Consider the following 22825-nt stretch of genomic DNA (forward strand, 5'->3'; position numbering starts at 1 on the left):
CCTGCGCCAATACCAGCTTGACGGCTTCAGCCCGGAACTCCGGTGTGTATGTCTTTGTCTGCATTCTGCTTTCTCCCTTTGATCAGTTTATCAAACGGGAGTGTCCGAAAAAGTCAGGCTACCTCAGACTGGCACAAGGTGACACGCCACTTCCGTGACGGACATACCGAACGCTGGTGGGCCACCGCGCTGACCTTCCTGAACTATGGTCCCGACAAGCCGGTACGCGCCATATGCGCGACGACGGACCGGCAGACATTGCCGGAGTTGTCGACCTGGTACCTGACGACCAATCTGCCGCAAGAAAAAGCATCGCTGGAAGAAGTGGTGCGCCTGTACGGATTGCGGCACTGGGTGGAGCAAGGCTACAAGCAGATGAAGGATGAGCTCGGCTGGGCTGACTTCATGGTGCGTAGCGACCAGGCAATCCGTCGGCATTGGCAGCTGGTGTGCTGCGCCTTTGCCTTTTGCTGGTGGCAGGAGGCACGACAGGCACGCCAACATGTGCCGGCCGATTCGTCGATTCGAAAAAAAAAGCCAGCCGGCGCGCGGGCCGATGCGATGTCGCTGGCCGCGTCTGCTACGGTCAGTGCGGGCGTGGCTGACACCGCTGAACTGGCTCATGCGCTGCTGGCGGCTGTTCTCTGCCAAGCCCCCACCCACCGAATTTGCCACGCTCACTCAATATCTCATCGAGGCGGCCGGAGGCGGAATCAACCTCTATCTCCGGCTATAACAAACTACCGGTATTACGTGTGTATAAATTAGGCCTACCGTGGCAACGCGATGTTGCTGCTCCCAATCGCGCAGTGCATCGTTCATACGGGTTTGCCAGCCGTCGCCAGTCGCCTTGAATGTATCAAGCAAATCGTTATCAAAACGAATGTTTGTAGCTACCTTGTTATTGATGCCAGGCTTACGACCACGACGCTTGAGCATGACGTCCGCGACTTCTTTGCCAACAATATGTGGCAGCACGTTGCTCGCTGGTTGTGCTTCCTTGAGCTTCGATGCACATAGACGCTCATGCGTACAAAGCGCAACCACATTGATAGAAAGCGTTTACAAATTCACAGCCATGATATACTAGATCATGGCTGAAATTAAAACTGTTGACGAAACGCACAAAATTTCTGATAAGCGTGGTAATGGGAAACTACGTCGTGAAATCTGGGTTAGCGAAGTCACGGGCCAAGTTATTCGCTATAACTTGGCATATATTAATCATAACCTGCATGCGCATGATAACGGTCGAGTGATCGGGTATGACAATGCGCACGATGGCCACCACCGACATTACTTCGGCAAGGTGGAACCTGTAAATTTTGTCAGTTTTGAAGATATCGAAAATCGGTTTGAACAGGATTGGATTGCTTTAAGGAACGACAAATGACCAACCTCACGCTCAAGACTGGAACGGAAGAAGACTTCTTCAAACGAGGCCAGCAGTTGGCAAGGGCTGCCGACCGAGGAGAACAATTGCCTGATGAGCGCGTTATTAGCTTCGAGGATCCCAATGATGTGATGAAGCTCATAACCGAAACTCGTTTAGCACTTTTTAAGGCGGTGAAAGACACCCCAGGATCGATTACCAATATTGCAGAACGACTGCATCGAGATCGTAGCGCTGTAAAGCGGGATGTTGACGAAATGGAGCGCGCAGGGTTAGTAACTATCACCGAAAAGATTCTACCGGGTCACGGACGCATGAAAGAAGTTCGTGCAGTCGCTAGCCGTTTCCGATTGCAAGCTGATATAGCTTAGCCAAAATTGCCCCATGTATTCTCGAGTGAATTTTCTTCTAGTGCACTGGCCGGCAGCACGTAGGCAGATAACATTAATTTTCGGCAGTGCGCTTTCATCTCTCCGTTCTCAATGTAATTCAATGACTTCATTCTTCTTCACATAAAGCGCATTACGCGATTATTTCTTATTTGTAACTTTTCAAATTCACTTCGCGTTTGGTCAGCATCCCCTTGATTTCGATTTCACCGTTATCTTCCCGTAGATCCGCCTGGCCGCGAACGCTTGGTACGTACCGTTGCGCTTGGGTTTCCGTCATGCAGCTCTTTTCGTTGTCCCTTATACGGCGTTTCCGCTCCTGCTGGCATCACGGTCGATATGGAATGCTTAAAAACTAGGGAACCGCTGAAAAATTCGCGCTGTGGGCTCTGGCATGTCGAAGTTCTGCCAGAATGCGGCATCCCTTTCGCTGTGGAGCGACGCGATGCAATCGAGTTTTTCGGAACTGGAATACGCGGGCAAGAAGAAGCTTACGCGGCGAGACCGCTTTCTGGCTGAACTCGAGGCAGTGACCCCGTGGGCCAAGTTGATTACCGTGCTGGAGCCGCATTATCCGAAGGGCGAAGGGCGTGGCCGGCCGCCGATTGGTCTGGCGCGCATGCTGCGCATGTACGTGGTGCAGCAATGCTTTGGTCTGTCCGACGAAGGCATGGAAGACGCCGTCTACGACAGCCAGGCGATTCGCCGCTTCATCGGCATCGATCTGACTGTAGATGCTGCTCCGGATGCCACGACGCTATTGAAGTTTCGGCGCTTGTTGGAGACGCACAAGCTGACCCAAGTCGTGTTCAACACCATCAACGCGCATCTGGCCGAGAAGGGGCTGCTGCTCAGGGAAGGCACGATTGTGGACGCGACCATCATTGCCGCGCCGTCTTCGACGAAGAACCAGAGCGGTGAACGCGACGCGGACATGCATCAGACGAAGAAGGGCAAGACCTGGCACTTCGGCATGAAGGCACATATTGGCGTGGACGCCGATTCGGGATTAACCCATACGGTCGTCGCGACAGCGGCCAATACGAATGACGTCACGCAGGCCCACGCGCTGCTGCATGGCGAAGAAACGCATGCCTTTGGCGATGCCGGCTATACCGGCGTGGCCAAGCGCGACGAGCATCAAGGCAGCACGGTGACGTGGCATGTGGCAATGAAGCCCGGCAAACGCCGCCTGCTACCGGACACGCCGCTGGGGCAGCTGTTGGAGAAGATGGAACAGGCCAAGGCCAGCGTGCGCGCGAAGGTCGAGCATCCGTTCCATGTCGTAAAGAACCTGTTCAAACATCGCAAAGCGCGCTATCGCGGCTTGGCGAAGAACACCGCGCAGCTGCTGACGCTGTTTGGCCTGGCCAATCTGATGCTGGCGAAAAGGCGCTTGATGGCATTCCATGCCCAAGGTGCGTCCTGAATAAGGAAATGGCTAACCGGGCACCGAAAAAATGCCCACCAACCAGGCAAAAAGCAGCGGTAACCGCCCTGAAACGCCACAAGTCAGGGCCGCATAGCGACCCAGCAAAAATCTCTAATACTTCAGCGCGTCCCTAGCTGCGTTACTTCACTTCGGACAGCAACGACGTAATTGTCGAAAAACTCGACGCACCCATGTAACCGAACGCCATTCACCAGAAAGATCGAAATCGGGGTCTTATTCTCTCGCAGTTCTTTTAGGAACTGGTTTTGCAGATTTTGTAGTGATTGGTCCATCAAACATCCTGTTTCGCCTGAAAACGCTTCGGATCGGCTTGTGAGGTCTGCAAAACAACACGGGGACATACCCCATTGAACGCCGGGTTCGGCGTATCGAGCCAGTTGCTCAGCCATGTTTCCGCCTCGATTCCGCTTCCGCCCCGCACTTTCTGTAGCTTCACACTGACTAGCAGTAGCAAGTTCTCGATATCGCTACCGTATCCGGTTGCCGCAAAGTCATCTTCCATGGTCTGACTCGCTCCTCGTGCGCTACGTGGCTTCGTCTTGGGGGAGTATTTCTATACTTTTTGTACAAGAATCCGCCGCTCTGGCCAGCAAGCCGAGTCGAAGCGACAAGGCTATGCTAGCCACGCGCCTGGGCGTTTGGAAGTCATGATCACTGGTATTCGCATCTATGCCACACGCGGCGGCCATTTCGCTCGCTTTTTGCCGTTGCCTTGTCTGAGCACCTTGTCACCGCGTGGTCCTGCGGCCCGCGGCCCAGTCTGCATGGAACTCGGGTTGGCAAGCCAGGCATCCAGCTGCTCTCTAACGCGATCCACGCCGCCACGCAGCCAAACATATCGATACCCCAATGTCCGCTTCAGCACTTCTTCCGTCGCCTGCGGCACTTCCTCGCGTAAGCCAATGACGCGCTGGCAATTCTGAAACGCCTCTGGCCCACGAATGCCTTCAACCGGTACGATAGAAAAACGGAGCTGCGGATACAGGAGTTGTAGGTCCTCGTACTCGTGGCCGCGCGTCGCCACCAAGCCAATCATCGGTTTGAAGTCGCTATTGGCTGAGGGCGGCAGCTTTGGGTCAAACAGCGGCTGTACCTCCGTGGGGTAACCGACCTCGTCATCCCGCGCCTCTATCTCATCGGCTCGCCCTGCCCTTGGATCATCGTCTGTCCTTTGGGCGTGGATATCGCTGCTCGGCCGCTGAGGGTTCCGCCGGTAGCCTGGCTCCTCAAATTGACGCGTCGTCCGAACAGTAGCCGTTTGCAGCTTCGGAGGTGAACTGAAGCGCTCGTGTCCCGTGAATGCCTGTACTAATGCGCGAGCAAGCTCTTCACAAGCCATTGCCACAAAAGGCCTGGCAAGCTCCGTCAGATTCGGGGTTGACTGCTCCGCTTGCCTAGTCAACCGGCCGCCGTAGTTCTCTACGGAGATGGGAGACCGGACGTTCTCAAGATCGGGAGCTGACGTGGCGGGAGCTATGGTGGCAGACTGTGGCGAACCCTCTACTCGTTGTTCCACCGCCTTTCTCGACGGGTGGGCCTCAGCTTCGTGACCTGGCCGCACATCAACCACTCTGCCTTCTTCAAACGTGCGCGTGTGCCCTGCTTCATCGTTAGCATCATGCGGAACCAGGCTACCTTCAGCAAACCGATCACGGTTGGCAGTGTGCAACGCATGCGGTTCCTCAATGAGCACATCTGTCAATGCCTGGACCACGGCAGGGGTCGTGTCCCTGCGGGACGCTTTCGTTTGCGCAGCTGTAGTAGTGCGCAAAAAATTTTCCTTTTGCACCCTTTCGAACAGACCACGCAGCCGCTCCCGGATTTGTTGAAATCCCTGCGCAATCGATATTTGCTTGCGGCGCCGCTCTGCGGGCAAGACGTTCTGCGCTTCAAAGACGTCCTTGGCCTTGATGTCATTTACACCTTCGGACGCCAACGCGTGAGTCCCTTTCAACTGGTATAACTGAACAGCGATTTTGTTCCACTCGTCCTCGTTCCATTTGATTGGCGTGGTATGGACTGAGGTCGTAATTTCTGTTGGCATGGCGAAGGTATGTCCTTTTCAAATGTTGATGCGCGGCGCGCTCTCGGCATCTACATGGAGACTGCAGCGATCCATTATAATTCCTTAATGGAATTAAATTTTTACCGCCTGCTTTGCCAACCCATCGAATCACTGAAAGACCTGCTTTTGAGGCGGTCCTTACTGCGGGAACAAAAGCTCCTGCTGCACCGCCTGCGCCAACAACGCATTCGTGCCGATGACCTGTCACGCGTCCATGCTGAACGGCGCTTTGCCGTTCCAAGACTTCGGAAAGACAAATAAAGCACTGGAGAGTTTCACTGTCCGAGGGTACGCGCTCGCTTGAAAAAGCCTTTGCGACTCGTGTTCAAACCTTTATGGGCCTATTACGGCGATACGTTTGCCGGCCTGAAATCGAAACATGGATGCGGGTTAAATATCACCGGTTATCAAACTGAAGCGGCGATCGTTTTCGCCGTACCCGAGATTACGCGCCAGAGACAGAGAAGCGTGGCGCCCGATTGAGATAGCAGCGCCACAGCGGTTTAATGTACGGAGGAAGATGTGCCGCCAGTCTCATGCTGAGCAGCGTTGGAAGGAATCAGGTACTGTTCTGGCGCACCAGTAAACCATGCGGGACGGCGGCCGCGGCCGGACCAAGTTTTATCCGAATTCAGGTCTTTGTATTTTGCTTCAATCTTCCGTCCTTTTCCGCTCACAGTAGTTGTCTTCGCCTTCTTGACTGCTCCAGCCTTGCCATCTCCCGCGGAGCTGGAAACACTGTCAGAAGTGCTCCCCGGTATTTTTGTGCGCCGCTTCCTGACTGTTCCTGTCGGCGCCGCTTCCGCTTTTGGTTTACGGCCACCTCGAATTGGACCTGATGCGGGAGAAGAGATGAGGCGCGGCGCGGCATTCCTGCCCCCCGCGTATTGCTCCTTTAATGCTTGACGCGATTCGCCCACCGAATCAATCTGCGCGAGCGCGCGTTCCAGATCACTCACCTGCTGAGACCACAATTCAAGCACTTTCCTTGCATGGTCAAGATCGGCTTGTATTAACGCACGCGCGGATTGAAGATTACTGATCATTATGGCTCCTCGTCGTAAAGAACATCGCAAAACAGTCAGCACGTTCATCGAACGTCTTCCCGGGTCAACATCAGACCTATACCACAGCGGTGAGCAGTATAAAGGGGAAGCGTCTACGACAGCGAGGCGCGATGCGACGGCATGCCTTATTTAAGAAAAGCTTCGCACTTGGCGAAATGCCGAAAGCGCCTGCTGATGAGTACCATACCTTCGGACCGACCCTTGCCGTGGCACCCGGCCCTGCCATCGACAAAATTCACGTCGTCGATCACGACTTGCGAGCCTAGTCATTCAGGATGGCTTCTACGGACCTTTTGCTAACGCAAGAATCTTAGGCTTCGCGGCGATACAGGTTCATAACCGCCTCGCATTCCTGAAAGCCCTCTGCCTCATCCGTTTCTTCAAAGGTGGGGATAAAGCTACCGATTTGCATCTCCAAGTTGTGAAAGCCGGACGCAGTTCGACATGTATCACTTCAAAGGAATTCGCATGAAATGCGGTAACTTAGATCAGCCGCAGCGCTACTCCTCTTCAGGACGCGAATCAGCAAGTCTTTTGCTTACTGGCCTATGCTCGAGCTCACAGGAGAGGGCACCGATCATGTTAATGCATTCTTCAAACTCATCCGCAACATCAGCGTCAACGAACGTATAGACCACCCCGGACACCTGCACTTCGGTTGGAGAAAGGCGCATAGCTGCCATGGCACGCCTCCGAAAAAGCTGATTGGTATGGAAATACTAGCATGCTGCCTCTCAGCGGCGTCAGGTTGCCTTCAGGCCTGTGTCAGGTATGCGTCTCATCCTACTCATGTCAATCTCCTTTCTCCACCGGATTGTTGACAACGCTGTCTTGTCCCCGCATGTTGCAAGGCATGCGGGGAATTTTCTCCTATTGTTGGAGCGGTGCACCACAGACGAGGCCGAAATTTCCGTAAAAGCTTTCCTGTTTCGATCAGAGGGAAGGGTTTTCGGAAGAAGATAGAGATTGGCGCCTGCCCGAACTCTCTCTCTGCCATACCGCAACCGAAATAAAGGGGCACGCGCAAAATGGCGGGCCTCTTACTGAACGACTACAGTTATTTCTTCGCGGCGTCCGCTTCCGTTTCCTTCACGTCCTTCTCAGCGGCGGCAAGCTTTCTTTGTGCCCTGGTATGAGCTGTCGCATGCGTCTTTTGTGCCTTCGTGTCGGCCTTGGCATCCGTTTCCTTTTCGTCTGCCTTGGCCTTGCTGATCTTTTCCTGAGATTTCGCGTCGGCCTTATCTACCTTCGCGTCTGCTCGCGCTTCCGCCTTAGCAAAAGGCGCCGTGGAAGTCGTGGTGGTCGGCGCCTGCGCAAAGGCAGCGCCTGCGAGCAGAGTAGCAACGAAAGCAGGGCTCACAGTTTGTTTATATGTCCCTCGATATGGTTAAGCAGTTTGCCTGCCTTTTCATAACGAAAGCTGCTGGCACACCGTTGACCAGCGAGATGTAGGCCTTCGTTACGTCACGTCTAGGATTTGTTAAAAAACAAGATGGCAGGCTGAAGCTGCGAGGAGCACAATGGATTTCATGTCTTGGTCGCGGTGAAGGAGACCGCCATGACGCATACGCCTGTTCATTGTTGCGAGTGCCCGCTTTGCCAATCCCGCGAGCCGCATCCGGAACGAGCCTTTCATCATCACATCAACTTGATTCTTAGTCGGCTCAACGAGCCCCAGCGGCGCTGGTTTGTAGCGCTGGAAGCTTTGCGTATCGGTCATGGCGGCAAGCATTTGCTGGCGCAGATTACCGGCATGAGCCCAAACACGATTTTGCGTGGCTGTCGTGAGCTCGAGGCAGAATTCGCCGGTTGTACCGAAGCTCACTTGCGAATGCCAGGCGGAGGCCGGCCTGCCGCGGAAGAACGGGATCCCCGATTAGAGGAATCCTTGGAAGCCTTGTTGGCTTCGGAGACGGTCGGTGATCCGATGGGGCGGCGTCCCATGGCAAAGAGCAGCTCCTTACGTCATCTGAGCGCAGCACTGAAGAAGAAAGGACATGCCGCCAGTCCTCCGACTGTCTCAAAGCTGCTGCGCAAGCTGAAGTATTCTCCGAAGGTCAATGCGCGGCGTACCGAAGTCCGAGGCGCTTCTACAGCCCAGCGCCATGAACAGTTTGAGCATATCAATGAGCAGCGCGAGGACTTCCATACCGCGGGCGATCCCATCATCAGCGTCGACACGAAAAAAAAGAGCTGATCGGCGACTTCAAGAATGCCGGCAAAGCCTGGCGCAAGGTGGCGGAGCCGGTGCTGGTCCATGATTGGCCACAGGACGCGATTGGCCAGGCGGTGCCCTATGGCGTTTATGAAGTCGGAGCGAATCGAGGCTTCGTTTGTGTCGGGGACTGCTTTGATACGCCGCGCTTTGCCGTGGATACGATCGGCGACTGGTGGTTCTTCGAGGGACGCAAGCGCTATCGCGATGCGCATCGTTTATTGATTCTGGCGGATGCCGGGGGCTCCAACAGTTATCGGTCGCGCGTCTGGAAAGCGCAATTGCAGGAGCTCAGTGACATCGCGGTGCTGCCGATTACGGTGTGCCACTATCCGCCGGGCTGCTCGAAATGGAATCCGATCGAGCATCGCTTGTTCAGCCACATCAGCATGAATTGGGCGGGAGTGCCGCTACGGACGTTCGACACGATGATGAAATACATCGAAGGCACCGAGACGCGAACGGGGTTACGGGTCAAGGCGTTCCTCAAGCGCGGTGGCAATTAGCTGGGTGAACGGGTCTCGAATGAGGAAATGCGCGCCTTGCGTATTGAGCCGCATACCGTTTGCCCAGCATGGAACTACACGATTAACCCGCGCCCTATGCAGCCAGATTGGATCGACCAACTTATTTAGTCGTCCGTGCAAAATCTCTGACGTGCAGTGACGGCAAGGGGTTTGCGCGGAAACGACCCTCCGAATTCCCCGAGAAACTACGATACAAGGCAGCGAAAACTAAGGGAAACGCGGGGGAAGTGCGCATGGCAACCGATGACTTTTTCCGGGCAAGATTGGATCAGATGATCGACCTGCGGCATCCCTTGGCAGTGCTGGCCCAGCGCCTGCCCTGGACGCAGATCGAAGCCGCGCTGGCCCCGGCGTTTGCCCATCGGCCCCGTCCTGGCAAAGTCCTGGCCGATTGCGACTTGTTCGGCACGTCGCTGGAACTGGCCGGCGCCGCTCCCAGCCCGGCTGGGCGGCCGCGTTTGCCGATTCGCCTGATGGTCGCGCTGCTCTATCTCAAGCACGCCTTCAACCTGAGCGATGAAGCAGTGGTGGAGCGCTGGTCGCAAGACGTGGTGTGGCAATACTTCAGCGGCCAGGATTACTACACGCCGAAGCTGCCCTGCGATCCGACGCAGCTCGGACGCTTCCGCAAGGCCATCGGCGAAGCTGGGGTCGAGGAAGTGCTCAAGGCCACCATCGACACCGCCGTCGCCATCAAGGCAGTCCGGCCAACGGAATTTGAGCGCGTCATCGTTGATACCACGGTGCAGGAGAAAGCCATCGCGCATCCCACCGACAGCCGTTTGCTCGACGTGGCGCGCATGCAGCTAGTGCGCTTGGTCAAGCGTGCCGGCATTGCGCTCAAGCAGACCTATGCCAGAGAAGGCAAGGCGCTGCGCCGCAAAGCCGGCGGGTATGCCCATGCCAGGCAATTCAAGCGCCTGCGTCGCACGCTGAGGCGCCAGCGCACGATCCTGGGCATCGTCATGCGCGACATCCGACGCAAGCTCGATGGCGCCACCGCGGTTCCTGCGGCGCTGATGCAGCAATTGCAAACCATGCTGGCCCGTGCAGAGAGGATTCATACCCAGCGGCCCAAGGACAAAGACAAGCTGTACGCCTTGCATGCGCCGGAAGCAGAGTGCATCAGCAAGGGCAAGGCACGCAATCCTTACGAGTTCGGCGTCAAGGCCAGCGTGGCGACAACGCACAAGAGCGGTCTGGTGGTCGGCACGCGCACCTTCCCAGGCAATCCCTACGATGGTCATGTGCTGCGTGAGCAGATCGAGCAAAGCACCATTCTGCTGGAAGACATCGGCGTAGTGCCGAAACAGGCAGTGGTCGACCTCGGATTCCGTGGCGTCGACGAAGACAATCCGGGTATCGAGATCATCCATCGCGGCAAACACAAGTCGCTCACCGCGCCGCAGCGGCGTTGGCTGAGGCGGCGCCAGGCGATTGAACCCGTGATTGGGCACCTGAAATCGGATCACCGGATGGATCGCTGCTGGTTGCATGGCGAGTTGGGCGACGCGTTGCATGCGGTGCTGTGCGGAGCCGGCTACAACCTGCGCTGGCTGATGCGGGCAGTACAGCGTCTGGGGCTGAAGGCCGTTTTATTGCGCCTGCAGTTGGGCGCCATGCTGCGTGCCATCTCCCGGCTTGCGCCAACCAGAGATGGCAACAGAAGCCTTATCGTCGGGTAAAGCAGCGCCGAAATGCCTCCATGAAGCGCCGCGCCGCATCGTCGAATCAATTCTGCAGGTTCGACTAGCACTACTCTGCCAGGTGAAGCGTAGACTTGTCGGGATGTGATTGTCCGGAGAATGCGCCATGGACACCGTTATTCCTGCTGGAAGCAATTGGCATCAGGATCTCGAGCAATGGCTGGCACCTTTTCTCGCGGTGCTCAATCGCTCTGAGCAACGTTGCTGGGCACCGTTCTACCTGCAAGGCCTATTAGGACCCGGTGCCCGCAAGAGCGTCGAACCGATGGCCGAGCGCGTTTGCCCCGGCCAGACGCAGCAATTGCATCACTTCGTTTCTACTTCCCCCTGGCCAACGGCGCCGCTCGAGCAGGTACTGCGCAAGACGGCAGACGCCCTGGTCGGTGGCGAAGACGCGGTATTGATTGCCGACGACACAGCGCTCCCCAAGCAGGGCCAGCACTCGGTCGGCGTCAAGCGCCAGCATTGCGGCGTGCTGGGCAAGCAGGCGAATTGCCAGGTGCTGGTCTCGCTCACTCTGGCCCGCAAGGAAGTGCCAATACCGATTACCTTGCGGCTGTACCTGCCCGAAGACTGGGCGCAGGACCCAGCGCGGCGTGCCGCCGCCAAGGTTCCCGAGTCGCTCGCGTTTGCCACCAAGGGAGAGATCGCCCTGGCGCAAATCGATGCCGCACTGGCCGACGGCGTGCGCTTCGGCATGGTGTTGGCGGATGCCGGCTTTGGCAGTTCGGCAGCCTTTCGTGCCGGGTTGACGCAGCGCGGCCTGCGATGGGCCGTGGGCGTGCAGCCGACCCAAAAGGTCTATCCGGCGGACGTGCAACTTTGTGTCGCGGCCAATCCTGCGGTGGGACGCCCAGCCAAGTACCCACGCCCCTCGGTGCCGAGCGTGTCAGTCGTGCAGATGATTGAATCGCTCGGTCCCAAGGCGCTGCGCCGCTGTTCGTGGCGCCACGGTACGAAAGGCAAGCTCAGCGCGCACTTCGCGGTAGTGCGGGTGCGCGTGGCAGACGGTGAGCTGGCCTCACATTGGCAACATCTTCCTGGCCAGGCGGCATGGCTGGTGTGCGAAGCGCGCTCCACTGGCGAGCGCAAGTATTACTTCACCAACCATCCCATTGATACCCCGCGCAGGACGCTGATCCGCGCAATCAAAGCCCGTTGGGCCTGCGAGCAGGCACATCAGCAACTCAAAGACGAACTGGGCCTGGACCATTACGAAGGCCGTTCCTGGCTCGGACTACACCATCATGCGCTGCTGACCATGATCGCTTTCGCCTATTTGCAGCACCGACGTTTGCAAAGTGCTTCGCGATTGGGGAAAAAAATCCGCAGCCAATGCACCGGGCCCGCCGCCGCAGCCGTCATTGCCGGCGATACGGCGCGCTCTTCTCGCCGCGCTTCGTCCCGTGATTTGCGTTCGATGTCCTAATTGCAGCACCACGATATATCTACGGCAGCGCGAGTAACATGGCAGAGTAGTGCTAGGTAAGCCCGATGCGTCTTGCCATTGCCCGGTTTGAGCATGGCCACCGGCGTTTCGTCCGCATGCAATACCGATTCGGCCAGCAGCTCTGCGCGCAGCGCCTCCACCAGCGGCTGCAACTGTACGCCGCAAGTGCCGACCCACTGTGCCAGCGTCGAATCCGGGATTGCCAAGCCGGCGCGTGCAAAGATGCCGCTCTGTCGGTAGAGAGGTTGATGATCGATATATTTGGCCACCAGCACCTGGGCCAGCAGACCAGCAGTTGGAATGCCCTTGTCGATGACTTGGGCTGGCACCGGTGGTTGGACCAGTGTTTCGCATTGCCGGCACACCCATTTGCAGCGCACATGGCGTTCGACACTAAACACACCGGGCTGGTAGTCGAGCTTCTCGGCCACGTCCTCCCCGATACGTTGCAGCGCACAGCCGCAATTGCAAGTGGTCGATGCGGGTTCGTGATGCACCTCGCGGCGTGGCAGCGCAGCCGGCAAGGGCGCGCTTGGGCTGCCGTTTTTCGCCGGCGGGGGATGTAGGAGCAGTGAGCTGCTCCATCTCAGCGCTCAGGGCTTCCAGATCGGTGTCGATGGTTTCGAACAGCAGGCGCTGGTGCTCGCCACTATAGGCTTCGCTGCTGGCGGCGAACTTGAGGCGCTTAAGCACGGCCATCTCGTGCGTGAGCTTGTCGATCAGGGCTTGCTTGGCACGCGTCTCCACCAACAGCCGGCTGGCAAGCTGTCGCAGTTCTTCGGTGCTCAGGGTGTCGAGATCGGCCGGCGAAGTCATGCGCGGCAGTGTGCCAGAACCGCCGCTGCGAGGAAACGGAAACAGTTTACGTCGGCGACGGTACGCTATATGACGGCAATGACGTGATCGGTGGCCAGCGTCTTCCAGGGCAGCCCGCACACCAGGGCCTGTAGCTGTTCGGTATTCAAGGCAACGGTAAGCGCGGAGGGAACGCTGTTCCAGACGAAGCGACCGTGGTTCAGGCGCCGGGCCGCCAGCCAGATACCGAAGCCGTCATAGACGAGTACCTTGATGCGGGTGGCGGGCTTGTTGGTGAACAGATAGGCGTGGTGCGGCCGCGCAGCGCCGAATACCTTGACCACGCGTGCCAGCGCAGTCTCCGTGCCGGCGCGCATGTCGAGCGGCTCGGTGGCTAGCCAAATGGCGTCGATGCGGATCACCGCAGTACCTCGCGCAACCAAGCCGCACATTCCGCAGCTGCCGACAGGGGCCAGCAGACCGTGGCCGTCATGGCACCACGCCGCACCTCGATACGCAGTTCGACGGCCACGGGGGTCATGGCTGTGGTAGGTAGTGCTACAGGAATGAAGGCAGCAGAACCGCTTTCCGCGACAGCAGCCTGCTGTTTCATGGCGCGGGCACGCCATTTATGCACGAGATTGGCATTGATCCCGTGCGCCATGGCCACTGACGCAATAGAGGCGCTAGGCTGTTCACATTCCGCAAGCACTTTAGCCTTCACGTCCTTGCTATGGCGCCGTCTGCGTGATGTCGTTTCTGTCATAGGTGTCCACCTCGTTTAGGTGGGCACCATCATCCTTCCGCCCCAAGTTCACTTCAAGGCGACTTCGCCGGGCGCTTACAATGCAATCCCCCTTCATCGTGCTCATGAAGCTCTCCACCATGCCATTGCTCTGTCGGCTGCATACCGGCGTCGTCAGTGGGTTCAATCCCAGTTAGGCAGCGAACACCTTTGTGCGCTCGGCAATATAACCTGAGCCGTTATCACTAAGCCGCCCGATTTCCTCCAGCACCTTCAGACGATAGTGACCTTGCTGCATATCCTGTCACCGGCCCGTCGCAATAGAATTCGGGCACCTCGTGCACATAGCGCGGCAGCCTAGGCCGACTCAAATCATCAACTCGATCAGGAACGGTCCATCCCGCCGGAAGCTCGCCGCCATAAGGTCCGCACACTCTTCCATCGTGAAGGCCCGGGCAGCCTCGACCCCCATGCCGTTGGCGAGTCTCACCCAGTCAAGATCCGGGTTGCCAAGGTCCAGCATCTGCATGGCTGTGGCGCCCGGCGTGGCGCCGACCGCCTTGTACTCGCCGATCAGAATGCTGTACTTCCGGTTGGAGAGTAGTACCGTCGTGCACGGCAGGTCCTCGCGCGCTTGCGTCCATAACGACTGCAGGGTGTAGTACAGGACGTAATTGCGGCGGCAAAGGCCAAGCCGGGGAGCATCAACTTTGCATCATCAGGCAACGGCACTTCTCAGCATCTGTCGGGGGTGTTTTTCGAGCAGCTGAGCGGCACCAAGCTGTCGCACGTTCCCTATAAAGGCAGCTCGGAATCACTGTCGGCCCTGATGGGCGGCCAAGGTCCAGACCTGATCTTCGAGAACCTCGCGCCGGCTCTGCCATACATCAAGGCCGGCAAGCTGCGCGCCATCGGCGTCACCTCGGCCAAGCGCGTGTCGACACTCCCCGATGTACCGACGGTCGCAGAAACGCTGTCGGGCTTCGACGTGGTGTCGTGGCAGGCGATTTTCGCGCCGGCGGGCGTGCCCAAACCCATCGTCGCCAAGTTGTCCGGCGCGCTGGTCAACACGATGCTTGATCCAGAAATGAAGTCAAAGCTTGTATCCATGGGCATAGAGCCGAGTGCGATGACCCCGGCGGAACTGGCGACGTTCCAGAAAGCCGAGGTTGAAAAGTGGGCAAAGGTGATCAAGACGGCCAATATCAAACTTGATTGACGCGGGTTGGCGCAGGACAGCCTGCCGGAAAGCGGCCGCCGTTGCATGTCATGACTTCCCGCAGCGCCTGCCTGCGTCCGCCATGACAGCGAACGCAGGTGGCTGAACGCAAGGGCGCCCCCTCCATGAATCGGACGCCCGCTCTTATTCACTTCAAATCAAACGCTTTTTACGACCGTGGCCCAACACCTCATTCCTACCTCCTCTCTCCATCGCTGGGTGAAAGACCTCTGGCTCGCTGCCGGGTCCGCCCCCCAGGAAGCCGTCCTGACGGCAGACCACTTGGTCGGCGCCAATCTCGCCGGACATGATTCGCACGGTATCGGCATGGTGCCGCGATATGTCAACTCATGGCTGGCCGATGAGCTGCAGTTGAACCGGCGTCCGGCGATCGTGCAGGATGCCGGCACCATGCTAACGCTCGATGGTCAGCGCGGCATGGGGCAGGCCGTGGCGCATGAAGCGATGAGCCTGGCCATTGCGCGCGCACGCGAGCACGGCGTGTGCGTGATGGGCCTAAGGAATGCACATCATATAGGGCGCATCGGCCACTGGGCGGAACAGGCGGTTGCAGCCGGAATGGTTTCTGTGCACTTCGTTAACGCCGTCAGCAAGCCAATCGTCGCGCCTCATGGAGGTACCGAAGGACGCTTTCTCACCAACCCGTTTACCGTCGGCATCCCAGTGCCGGGACGCCCGCCAGTTCTGCTGGATTTTGCGACAAGTGCGATTGCATTGGGCAAGGTACGCGTGGCCTACAATAAGCATGTGAAGGTGGCGGCAGGATCGCTGCTCGATCAGCACGGCGAGTTCACCGACGATCCGTCAGTGATGTTTCCCCCGGCCGGCTCGCGTCCTGGAGCGCTGGTCCCTTGCGGGGGCCACAAGGGATATGCGTTGGCGATGGTCTGCGAGCTGCTTGGCGCGGCGCTCATTGGCGGCGAGACCACCCGGCCGGCCTTTTCCACGATGAAGCACGCGATCTGGAACAATATGCTGACCCTAACGTTCGATCCGCAGCGCATGGGCGCATCCGACGTATTCGGTGATGAGTTCACTGCATTTGTCGACTGGGTGCAATCTGCACCGCTGCAAAAAGGCAGCGAATCGATCATGCTCCCAGGAGATCCGGAGCGGGCAGCGCGGCAAGCGCGGGCCGAAGCGGTACCGATCGACAGCGGGACGCTGGGACAGATGGACGAAGCCGCTGCCACCGTGCATCGCACGAAGGGCATTTCGCCCGGGCCATTGTCGAGTCTAGCGACCAAGGATCCGGCACTTCCCTGACGAACCGCATGGTATCGAGGCACTCTGCTCAACTTCGGCAACTGGGGCTATTTGATCAGTTCAGCGTCCGGCCAGCTTCCGGCCACCGCTATCCGGGTGATCTCTTGGCGGATGGTGCGCAGGATTCCCCACAACTGGACCACCGGGGGACGGTTCCTCGCCGTTGCAATCGCAACGTCACGCACCACTTCAGGATCAACCAGTTGTGCCGAGCGCAGCCGGCCCTGCGCCACTTCGTCGGCCACCGATGCCAGCGGCAGAATCGTGCAGCCGCATCCCTCTTCCACGAGTTGCTTCGTGACGCTGGTGGAGGCATCGCATTCCAGCGCAATATTGAGCTCTATGCCGGCGGCATGGGCCAGGGATTGCGCCTGCAGGCGTAGCCCATGATGCGTGCTCGGCAGTATCAGCGGCACCTCGCCCAGCCGTCCCACCGGGAAATCAGCACCGATGTGAAGATGTGTCGGCGGCACGACGAGGTGCAGCCGTTCACGCAGGAGCATGTCCACCTTCAACGCGCCGGCATGCATTGGCAGATAGAGGATGGCGACATCGATCTCGCCCGCCGCCAGCCAGGCCATCATGTGGGAACCGAGCCCTTCCACAAAGCGCAAGCGGGTTTTGGGAAATGCGGCTTTGAGTGCCTTGCCGACGGCGCCGTAGGTCATTCTTGCAATCGTAGGCTGAGCGGCGATCACGACCTGCGCCGGACCTTCGTCAGAGAAGGAGTGGACCGTGCGGCGGGCATCTTCCAGTGCCGCTGATACCTTGCGCGCGTGCTCAAGCAGGGCCAGGCCGGCATCCGTCAGAACCACACCGCGGCCACTACGGTGCAGCAGTCTGGTCTGCGAGGAGGCCTCCAGCCGAGCCATGTGTCGACTAACCGTCGACTGGTCGCTCCCCAACTCCACGGCGGCACGCGTAATGCTGCCGCAAGTGGCGACCTTGGCAAAGTATTCGAGATCATCTGAGTTCATGGCGTGGAACCGAAGGAAGAAGAGGAGGCCTAGGGAATTCGGTAAGCGGGATAAGTGGAAGTCTTGCAGATCGACAGACGCTCGGCCACTAACAGGTTGCTGTTCGCTGGCCTGGTTCTCGCTCGAAGTCGCAAAAAATTGGTTGCCTTCCTCGGTCTCACCTAAGCTTGAATTTATCCATTTTGCGGTAAAGAGGTAAGTTTGAAGAAACCTTTGGTAGTGTAACCACTCTCTGCAGGAGAGGTCCATCGTAGAGCCGTTACCCTTCGAGCTCATTTGGCTCAGCCGCGCCAGCAGATGCAGCTACGGAGCCGGGGCTGGAAGGTGGGCATTGTGACGCCCTCAGCAACTGGCCGATTCTATGCCAAGCACATCCTGGCATACCTGCAGCCAAGCCGCGGCGGCATGCGAGAGATAGCGACCACTCCAAACCTGCGCCACTTCCCATCTGATCTCGGGCTCGGTGATGCGTATGGCCTGGACCCGTTCATGAGCCAGGCGATGCATGAAGGGTTCCGGTAACAGCGCGACGCCCATGCCGGCTGATGCCATCGCCACCAGCCAATCCCATTGGCCGCTCCGGGCAGCAATCTTCGGTTCGAAGCCAGCCTTGGCGAAGCCGCGGCGCAGGCTGCGGGCCAGTGCGAAATCTTCCTTTAGCAGGACCAGCGGCGTGTCGCGCAGCGACTTCATTCTGATCGTCACTGCCTTTTTGGGAAAGGCACCGGGCTCGGCCAGCGCCCACACCGGGTAAGACGCGATCGGCGCCGATGCTAGTTCCAGCGAAGGGTCGGATGGCAGCACCGTCATGCCGATTTCCAGCTCGCCAGCGGCGACTTGGCGCTCGATGGCTTGGCCGGTATCTTCTGCTAGGCACAGCGCAATGTCGGGGTGCCGCTCGCGGAATGCCTTTAGCACAGGCGTGAACAGCAGGTTGATCATGGGCGGTATGCCGATCGTGAGCCGGCCACGGCGAAGGGCTTGAATATCTCGCACTTCCAGCATCAGCTGCTGCATGGTGGCGATCATGTCCTGCCCGCGCTGCCAGACAACGCGGCCGGTGTCGGTCAGGCTCAGCTTACGCCCATCGCGCACCAGCAGGGGTGTGCCGAGCTCTTGTTCCAGCTGGCGCACCATCTTGCTGATGGTGGACTGGGTCACATGCAGTCTTTCGGCCGCCCGGGTAAAGCTGCCGAGCTGGGCGGTTTCGATGAAATAGCGTAGGGAGCGGATATCCACGATGCTGAGGAAATATCTAAGGTATGAAGAAAACGACTGAATGACGTGACTTTAATTCATACGCCGAATGATTTACAAATCCTACAATGAAGCGGATAGGCAACATATTCCGCAAACAAGGGGGAGCATCGTGTATCAGGACCGTATTCGTCATCCGGCATTACTGAGCAAGCTCATGACGGCGAAAGAAGCCGCGCGTCTGATCGAAGATGGCATGACGGTCGGCATGAGCGGCTTCACCCGCGCCGGCGATGCCAAGGCGATTCCGGCCGCATTGGCAGAGCAGGCCCGACGCCAGCCACTGAAAATCACGCTGATCACCGGCGCTTCCCTCGGCAATGACAGCGACGGCCTGATGTCCGAGGCAGGCTTGCTGCACCGCCGCCTGCCCTTTCAGTCAGATGCTGTCCTGCGCCGCAAGATTAATGATGGCGAGATCATGTTCATCGACCAGCACCTGTCAGAAACTGCCGAGCAATTGCGTTCGGGCAGCTTGGCGCCGGTGGACGCCGCGGTGATCGAGGCGACTGCTATCACCAAAGATGGCGGCATCGTGCCGACCATGGCGGTCGGCAATTCCGCCAGCTTCGCGCAGCAGGCGCGGCAAATCATCATCGAGCTCAATCTCAGCGCGCCGCTGGCGCTGGAAGGCTTGCATGACATTTACCTGCCGGCCAGCCGCTCGGTACGCGAGCCGATACCGCTCACCAGCCCGGAGCAACGCATCGGCGCGCAGGCAATCCACGTCGATCCGGCCCGCATCGCCGCCATCGTCATCACCGATAGCCCCGACAGCCATTCCAGCGTGCTGCCGCCCGACCGGGAAACCGCGGCCATCGCCGGCCACATCATCGATTTCCTAAAAGCCGAAGTGCATGCGGGCCGGATGGGCCAGGAACTATTGCCACTACAGGCCGGCATCGGCACCATCGCTAATGCCGTGCTGCAGGGCTTGATTGGGTCGCCGTTCAAGGGGCTTACCATGTTTTCGGAAGTGCTCCAGGATAGCGCCATCGCGTTGCTGGATTCCGGCCAGCTCGAATTCGCTTCAGCATCTTCCATTACGCTGTCGGCGGCCATGCATGAAAAATTCATGCGGCATATCGCGGACTACCGGTCGCGCATCGTGCTGCGGCCACAGGAAATCAGCAACCATCCGGAAATCGTGCGCCGGCTCGGCATCATTGCGCTGAACACCGCGCTGGAATTCGATATCTATGGCAATGTGAATTCCACCCATGTCGACGGCACTCGCATGATGAATGGCATCGGCGGTTCCGGCGACTTCGCGCGCAATGGCCAGCTTTCGCTATTCGTCAGCAAGTCAGTGGCTAAGGGCGGTGGCATTTCCAGCGTGGTGCCGATGGCAACCCATGTCGACCACACGGAGCATGATGTCGATGTGCTGGTGACCGAATGGGGTTTGGCTGACCTGCGCGGCCTGGCGCCGCGCGAGCGGGCACCGCTGATCATCGAGCGTTGCGCCCATCCGAATTACCGGCCGCAGCTGCGAGCCTATTTCGCACAGGCATGTCGGGAGGGCGGGCACACGCCACACCTACTGATGCAAGCGTTTGCCTGGCATGCCCGGTATCAGGCCGAAGGAACCATGTTCATGTCCTGATTTGTACGCGAGCGCTTGCCCGGCCGCTTGCCGGGGCCCGTCATGCCGTGCATTTGCTCCTGGCTGGTTTTAAACCCGGGGCACCGGCCTGTTTTATTTTGTCGCGCCTGCCGGCGCAGTGTTTCCCGCCATGATCGTTCGCAAGCGGCCCTCGGGGCTGAGGCTGTTTCTCACCATGCGTGGATCGGTGCTGTCGCAAATCTGGAAGAGCCTCTTGGTCACGACTGTGCTTGCCATCATCGTGACCTTTAGCCATGGTGCGCTACTGCACCACAAGATCATCCTGACCACCATCCCCTTCACCCTGATAGGCTTGCCGCTGGCGATCTTCCTCGGCTTTCGCAATAACTCGGCCTATGACCGTTACTGGGAAGGCCGCAAGTTGTGGGGCGACTTGGTTTTGCGTAGTCGCAACCTTGCGCGACAATGCCTGAGCTTGATTGGCCCGGAGCCGGCGGGAGGAGTGAGGCAAGCGGATATACGCCGGCAGATGATTTACCGCGCCATTGCCTATGTGCATGCGCTGCGCCATCACCTGCGCGATTCCGACGGCGCCGCCGAGGTCAAGCCGCTACTACCGGCCGCCGAATGGCGGCGCATGACTAAGGCCACCAACAAGCCGCATTACCTGATGGAGCGCATGGGCGAAGACCTGCGCCTGTGCCTGCAGCAGGGCCGGATAGACAGCGTTCTGATGGCCTCGATCGATGCTACCCTGTCCTCCATGGTGGCGGCGTCCGCGGCATGCGAGCGCATTAAGAATACGCCGATCCCATTTTCTTATACGCTGCTATTGCACCGGACTGCTTACCTGTACTGCTTCCTGCTGCCGTTTGGTTTGGTCGATTCGATCGGCTACATGACACCGCTGGTGGTGAGTATCGTCGCCTATACCTTCTTCGGCCTGGACGCGCTCGGCGATGAAATCGAGGAGCCGTTCGGCGTATCGGCCAACGACCTGCCGCTGGAAGCGATTTGCCGGGGCATCGAGATCAACTTGCGGGAATCGCTGGGGGACAAGGATGTGCCACAGCCATGCACGCCGGTGGACTACCATCTCAGCTGACCTTGCCTCGTTTTCGCGTACAGCAGGTCATGCAACCAAGAGCGCTTCCTCGGCATGAACCGGAGTGACATACCCAGCCGAGAAATGCAGTCGTTGGCGATTGTAATACCCTTCAATCCAGTCCACGATGTCCAGGCGCGCTTGGGCTCGAGTTTCATAGCGCGTCTGATAGATCCTTTCCACCTTTAACGTCTTGAAGAAGCTTTCCATCAGCGCATTGTCCCAGGCATTGGCACGCCGACTCATCGAAACGGTCATGCCGAAGGCTGCTGCCAATTGCCGATGCGCCCGGCTGGCGTATTGACTGCCTCTATCCGAGTGCAAGAGCAGGCCCGGTGGTGGCTTGCGCTGCCAGTACGTGCTGCGCAAGGCTTCGCAGACGAGGTCACTCTGTATGCGCTCGGACATCGACCAGCCCGCGATGCGCCGGCTGGCCAGGTCCAGAATGGCTGCCAGATATAGCCATCCTTCCCCAGTGGCGATAAAAGTAACGTCGCTGACCCAGGCTTGATTTGGCTGCCAGCCCGCAAGGCGCCGATCCAGCAGGTTCGGCGCGACCGGCAAGCTGTGTGCAGAATCAGTCGTCACCCGGTACGCACGCTTGTAGACCGGGCGCAGACCCTGTCGTTGCAAGCTGCGCTGCACTCGCTCGGCTCCGATATGCTGGCCCCGTGCCCGTGGCTGCGCCACGATGCGTAGCCGCCCATAGCGGCCGCGGTGGGCCCGGTGGATTGCCCCGACCTCGGCATCCAGCGCGGCATTGGCTTGAGACCGTGGGCTGGGGCCCGGCTGCGCCACTGGCAGTAGCCGCTGCGCGACACACCAAGAACCCGGCATAGTCGACTGACGCTGTATTCGTCGCGGTGAGTATCGATCCAGGCGTACTTCACCGCGACCCTTTCGCAAAGTACGCCGTGGCCTTTCGAAGGATCTCGATATCGAGCTTGGCACTGGTCAATTCCTTGCGCAGTCGGGTGATCTCGGGCTCCATCTCGCTCACGGGGCGCTTCACCAGCGATGATGTCGCGGCCCTATCTACGGATGTGGCTTCCAGATTACACTCCCGACGCGTCCAATTCCCCAGTGTCGCCACCGGCACGCCGAGCCGGCGGGCGGCTTCGTGCTGCCCGACCGACTGCGCCAGCCTGACCGCTTCCATCTTGAATTCTTCCGTGTACTGCCGTTTCGGCACCAACTTCTCACCCACGCATTCCTCCATACAACTAGAAAGTTAACAAACTTCCTGCTGTACGTGAAATCAGAGCAGGGTCACAAGTCCCATGTTTGCCAATACGGCAATTAAATGTATGCGGGCAATTAGTTGTTCTTCTAATTCGAGAGTACGTCGCTTCACCCTTTGTAGTGATGTTTCAGAGATATGCATGACTTTGTTCCTAGAGTGACCATCGTCATGCTTTGTCTACCTCAATCGTGAGCATCCCTTAATATCGGTTAGATTCGGCTGCTATCAGCTTACTGAACCTAACAGGCTGCTGAAATACCACCCGTGCGAGTGTCGCCGTTTTCTTAAAGCCATGAAAACACTGACTTGCCGTTGCCGCATTCTGAAACAGCCTTGCGTTTGCGTCTGCTTTGGCGCGTTTGCGG

23 protein-coding genes and 6 pseudogenes are annotated in these 22825 nt (G+C 58.5%); 12 read left to right on the plus strand and 17 right to left on the minus strand.

What is annotated here, in order from left to right; translation table 11 throughout:
- Positions 1-126 precede the first annotated feature (126 nt).
- Positions 127-768, plus strand: a pseudogene (locus tag JJB74_RS31550) (transposase); the annotation flags it as partial.
- Here JJB74_RS31550 and JJB74_RS31555 read toward each other — a convergent pair.
- Positions 721-1047, minus strand: coding sequence for a BrnA antitoxin family protein (locus JJB74_RS31555; RefSeq protein ID WP_200598526.1), 327 nt, complete (start codon positions 1045-1047; stop codon positions 721-723). The pseudogene JJB74_RS31550 and the gene JJB74_RS31555 overlap by 48 nt on opposite strands.
- A 46-nt stretch (positions 1048-1093) precedes the next feature.
- Here JJB74_RS31555 and JJB74_RS31560 point away from each other — a divergent pair, with 46 nt between their 5' ends.
- Together JJB74_RS31560 and JJB74_RS31565 are read left to right on the plus strand one after the other, a co-directional pair.
- The gene (locus tag JJB74_RS31560) at positions 1094-1393 is read left to right on the plus strand and encodes a toxin-antitoxin system TumE family protein (protein WP_200598527.1); all 300 of its coding nucleotides are present in this window, start codon (positions 1094-1096) and stop codon (positions 1391-1393) included.
- Entirely contained in the window at positions 1390-1764 is a 375-nt protein-coding gene (locus JJB74_RS31565; RefSeq protein ID WP_200598528.1) for an HVO_A0114 family putative DNA-binding protein, read from the plus strand. Before JJB74_RS31560 ends, JJB74_RS31565 begins: the two co-directional genes overlap by 4 nt.
- A gap of 166 nt (positions 1765-1930) precedes the next feature.
- On the opposite strand, the gene JJB74_RS33830 is transcribed toward JJB74_RS31565, so the two are convergent.
- The gene (locus JJB74_RS33830) at positions 1931-2062 is read right to left on the minus strand and encodes a hypothetical protein (RefSeq protein ID WP_267913229.1); all 132 of its coding nucleotides are present in this window, start codon (positions 2060-2062) and stop codon (positions 1931-1933) included.
- Positions 2063-2227: 165 nt separating this feature from the next.
- Here JJB74_RS33830 and JJB74_RS31570 point away from each other — a divergent pair, with 165 nt between their 5' ends.
- Complete coding sequence (locus JJB74_RS31570) at positions 2228-3211, plus strand: IS5 family transposase (RefSeq protein ID WP_200598546.1); 984 nt, start codon at positions 2228-2230, stop codon at positions 3209-3211.
- 122 nt (positions 3212-3333) lie between these two features.
- On the opposite strand, the gene JJB74_RS31575 is transcribed toward JJB74_RS31570, so the two are convergent.
- The 3 genes from JJB74_RS31575 to JJB74_RS31585 form a co-directional block, all read right to left on the minus strand.
- Positions 3334-3576, minus strand: a complete 243-nt coding sequence (locus tag JJB74_RS31575) for an RNA chaperone Hfq (RefSeq protein ID WP_325170209.1) — start codon at positions 3574-3576, stop codon at positions 3334-3336.
- Positions 3507-3737 carry an antitoxin Xre/MbcA/ParS toxin-binding domain-containing protein gene (locus JJB74_RS31580; protein WP_200598530.1) on the minus strand — a complete coding sequence of 77 codons (231 nt, stop codon included), beginning with the start codon at positions 3735-3737 and terminating at the stop codon, positions 3507-3509. The genes JJB74_RS31575 and JJB74_RS31580 overlap by 70 nt, the downstream gene beginning before the upstream one ends.
- A gap of 165 nt (positions 3738-3902) precedes the next feature.
- Entirely contained in the window at positions 3903-5279 is a 1377-nt protein-coding gene (locus tag JJB74_RS31585) for a hypothetical protein (protein WP_200598531.1), read from the minus strand.
- A gap of 9 nt (positions 5280-5288) precedes the next feature.
- On the opposite strand from JJB74_RS31585, the gene JJB74_RS31590 reads away from it, so the two are divergent.
- Positions 5289-5561: a hypothetical protein gene (locus JJB74_RS31590; protein ID WP_200598532.1), complete on the plus strand. Its 273-nt coding sequence runs from the start codon at positions 5289-5291 to the stop codon at positions 5559-5561.
- Between the two features lie 242 nt (positions 5562-5803).
- On the opposite strand, the gene JJB74_RS31600 is transcribed toward JJB74_RS31590, so the two are convergent.
- The 3 genes from JJB74_RS31600 to JJB74_RS31610 all read right to left on the minus strand — a co-directional run bounded on the left by JJB74_RS31600 (position 5804) and on the right by JJB74_RS31610 (position 7727).
- Positions 5804-6346 (minus strand): H-NS family nucleoid-associated regulatory protein, encoded by a 543-nt coding sequence (locus JJB74_RS31600; RefSeq protein ID WP_200598534.1) that lies wholly within the window; start codon positions 6344-6346, stop codon positions 5804-5806.
- Between the two features lie 521 nt (positions 6347-6867).
- On the minus strand, positions 6868-7050 hold the full coding sequence (locus tag JJB74_RS31605) for a hypothetical protein (RefSeq protein ID WP_200598535.1): 183 nt from the start codon (positions 7048-7050) through the stop codon (positions 6868-6870).
- 374 nt (positions 7051-7424) lie between these two features.
- Positions 7425-7727: a hypothetical protein gene (locus tag JJB74_RS31610; protein WP_200598536.1), complete on the minus strand. Its 303-nt coding sequence runs from the start codon at positions 7725-7727 to the stop codon at positions 7425-7427.
- Between the two features lie 582 nt (positions 7728-8309).
- Here JJB74_RS31610 and JJB74_RS31620 point away from each other — a divergent pair.
- From JJB74_RS31620 to JJB74_RS31630, 3 genes and pseudogenes are all read left to right on the plus strand, one after another.
- A pseudogene (locus tag JJB74_RS31620) lies at positions 8310-9088 on the plus strand (ISAzo13 family transposase).
- 254 nt (positions 9089-9342) lie between these two features.
- Entirely contained in the window at positions 9343-10794 is a 1452-nt protein-coding gene (locus JJB74_RS31625; RefSeq protein WP_200598538.1) for an IS5 family transposase, read from the plus strand.
- Between the two features lie 127 nt (positions 10795-10921).
- Positions 10922-12244: an IS701 family transposase gene (locus tag JJB74_RS31630; RefSeq protein ID WP_200598539.1), complete on the plus strand. Its 1323-nt coding sequence runs from the start codon at positions 10922-10924 to the stop codon at positions 12242-12244.
- A gap of 53 nt (positions 12245-12297) precedes the next feature.
- Here the strand turns inward: JJB74_RS31630 and tnpC are convergent.
- From tnpC to JJB74_RS31655, 5 genes and pseudogenes are all read right to left on the minus strand, one after another.
- Positions 12298-13081 (minus strand): annotated as a pseudogene (gene tnpC, locus JJB74_RS31635) (IS66 family transposase); the annotation flags it as partial.
- A gap of 65 nt (positions 13082-13146) precedes the next feature.
- The gene (gene tnpB / locus JJB74_RS31640) at positions 13147-13503 is read right to left on the minus strand and encodes an IS66 family insertion sequence element accessory protein TnpB (protein ID WP_200598540.1); all 357 of its coding nucleotides are present in this window, start codon (positions 13501-13503) and stop codon (positions 13147-13149) included.
- Positions 13479-13826 carry an IS66-like element accessory protein TnpA gene (gene tnpA, locus JJB74_RS31645; RefSeq protein ID WP_200598541.1) on the minus strand — a complete coding sequence of 116 codons (348 nt, stop codon included), beginning with the start codon at positions 13824-13826 and terminating at the stop codon, positions 13479-13481. Before tnpA ends, tnpB begins: the two co-directional genes overlap by 25 nt.
- A 79-nt stretch (positions 13827-13905) precedes the next feature.
- Positions 13906-14067 (minus strand): annotated as a pseudogene (locus JJB74_RS31650) (IS3 family transposase); the annotation flags it as partial.
- A 105-nt stretch (positions 14068-14172) separates the two neighbouring features.
- Positions 14173-14466: pseudogene (locus tag JJB74_RS31655) on the minus strand (thiamine pyrophosphate-dependent enzyme); the annotation flags it as partial.
- 12 nt (positions 14467-14478) lie between these two features.
- Between JJB74_RS31655 and JJB74_RS31660 the strand changes: the two are divergent.
- Both JJB74_RS31660 and JJB74_RS31665 read left to right on the plus strand, forming a co-directional pair.
- Positions 14479-15024, plus strand: coding sequence for a Bug family tripartite tricarboxylate transporter substrate binding protein (locus tag JJB74_RS31660; RefSeq protein ID WP_325170210.1), 546 nt, complete (start codon positions 14479-14481; stop codon positions 15022-15024).
- 177 nt (positions 15025-15201) lie between these two features.
- A complete protein-coding gene (locus tag JJB74_RS31665; protein WP_200598542.1) occupies positions 15202-16311 on the plus strand; it encodes a malate/lactate/ureidoglycolate dehydrogenase in 1110 nt (369 codons plus the stop codon).
- 47 nt (positions 16312-16358) lie between these two features.
- On the opposite strand, the gene JJB74_RS31670 is transcribed toward JJB74_RS31665, so the two are convergent.
- Together JJB74_RS31670 and JJB74_RS31675 are read right to left on the minus strand one after the other, a co-directional pair.
- Positions 16359-17537: a LysR family transcriptional regulator gene (locus tag JJB74_RS31670; RefSeq protein ID WP_234485029.1), complete on the minus strand. Its 1179-nt coding sequence runs from the start codon at positions 17535-17537 to the stop codon at positions 16359-16361.
- Between the two features lie 93 nt (positions 17538-17630).
- Entirely contained in the window at positions 17631-18527 is an 897-nt protein-coding gene (locus tag JJB74_RS31675) for a LysR family transcriptional regulator (protein WP_200598543.1), read from the minus strand.
- Positions 18528-18657: 130 nt separating this feature from the next.
- Between JJB74_RS31675 and JJB74_RS31680 the strand changes: the two genes are divergently transcribed.
- Together JJB74_RS31680 and JJB74_RS31685 are read left to right on the plus strand one after the other, a co-directional pair.
- Entirely contained in the window at positions 18658-20151 is a 1494-nt protein-coding gene (locus tag JJB74_RS31680; RefSeq protein ID WP_200598544.1) for an acetyl-CoA hydrolase/transferase family protein, read from the plus strand.
- Positions 20152-20281: 130 nt separating this feature from the next.
- Entirely contained in the window at positions 20282-21217 is a 936-nt protein-coding gene (locus JJB74_RS31685; RefSeq protein WP_200598545.1) for a bestrophin family protein, read from the plus strand.
- Between the two features lie 27 nt (positions 21218-21244).
- Here the strand turns inward: JJB74_RS31685 and JJB74_RS31690 are convergent.
- Positions 21245-22436, minus strand: a pseudogene (locus tag JJB74_RS31690) (IS3 family transposase).
- A 39-nt stretch (positions 22437-22475) separates the two neighbouring features.
- Positions 22476-22601 (minus strand): hypothetical protein, encoded by a 126-nt coding sequence (locus JJB74_RS33835; RefSeq protein ID WP_267913230.1) that lies wholly within the window; start codon positions 22599-22601, stop codon positions 22476-22478.
- Between the last annotated feature and the right edge of the window lie 224 nt (positions 22602-22825).

The sequence above is a fragment of the Noviherbaspirillum pedocola genome (genome assembly GCF_016632335.1).
GTDB classification, from domain to species: Bacteria; Pseudomonadota; Gammaproteobacteria; order Burkholderiales; family Burkholderiaceae_D; genus Noviherbaspirillum_A; species Noviherbaspirillum_A pedocola.

Bases quoted from the DNA above. Each gene is read 5' to 3' on its own strand.
- JJB74_RS31560 (WP_200598527.1), top strand. From the start codon at position 1,094: ATGGCTGAAATTAAAACTGTTGACGAAACGCACAAAATTTCTGATAAG.
- JJB74_RS31565 (WP_200598528.1), top strand. From the start codon at position 1,390: ATGACCAACCTCACGCTCAAGACTGGAACGGAAGAAGACTTCTTCAAA.
- JJB74_RS33830 (WP_267913229.1), bottom strand. From the start codon at position 2,062: ATGACGGAAACCCAAGCGCAACGGTACGTACCAAGCGTTCGCGGCCAG.
- JJB74_RS31570 (WP_200598546.1), top strand. From the start codon at position 2,228: ATGCAATCGAGTTTTTCGGAACTGGAATACGCGGGCAAGAAGAAGCTT.
- JJB74_RS31575 (WP_325170209.1), bottom strand. From the start codon at position 3,576: ATGTCCCCGTGTTGTTTTGCAGACCTCACAAGCCGATCCGAAGCGTTT.
- JJB74_RS31580 (WP_200598530.1), bottom strand. From the start codon at position 3,737: ATGGAAGATGACTTTGCGGCAACCGGATACGGTAGCGATATCGAGAAC.
- JJB74_RS31585 (WP_200598531.1), bottom strand. From the start codon at position 5,279: ATGCCAACAGAAATTACGACCTCAGTCCATACCACGCCAATCAAATGG.
- JJB74_RS31590 (WP_200598532.1), top strand. From the start codon at position 5,289: ATGTCCTTTTCAAATGTTGATGCGCGGCGCGCTCTCGGCATCTACATG.
- JJB74_RS31600 (WP_200598534.1), bottom strand. From the start codon at position 6,346: ATGATCAGTAATCTTCAATCCGCGCGTGCGTTAATACAAGCCGATCTT.
- JJB74_RS31605 (WP_200598535.1), bottom strand. From the start codon at position 7,050: ATGGCAGCTATGCGCCTTTCTCCAACCGAAGTGCAGGTGTCCGGGGTG.
- JJB74_RS31625 (WP_200598538.1), top strand. From the start codon at position 9,343: ATGGCAACCGATGACTTTTTCCGGGCAAGATTGGATCAGATGATCGAC.
- JJB74_RS31630 (WP_200598539.1), top strand. From the start codon at position 10,922: ATGGACACCGTTATTCCTGCTGGAAGCAATTGGCATCAGGATCTCGAG.
- tnpA (WP_200598541.1), bottom strand. From the start codon at position 13,826: ATGACAGAAACGACATCACGCAGACGGCGCCATAGCAAGGACGTGAAG.
- JJB74_RS31670 (WP_234485029.1), bottom strand. From the start codon at position 17,537: ATGGACCTCTCCTGCAGAGAGTGGTTACACTACCAAAGGTTTCTTCAA.
- JJB74_RS31685 (WP_200598545.1), top strand. From the start codon at position 20,282: ATGATCGTTCGCAAGCGGCCCTCGGGGCTGAGGCTGTTTCTCACCATG.
- JJB74_RS33835 (WP_267913230.1), bottom strand. From the start codon at position 22,601: ATGCATATCTCTGAAACATCACTACAAAGGGTGAAGCGACGTACTCTC.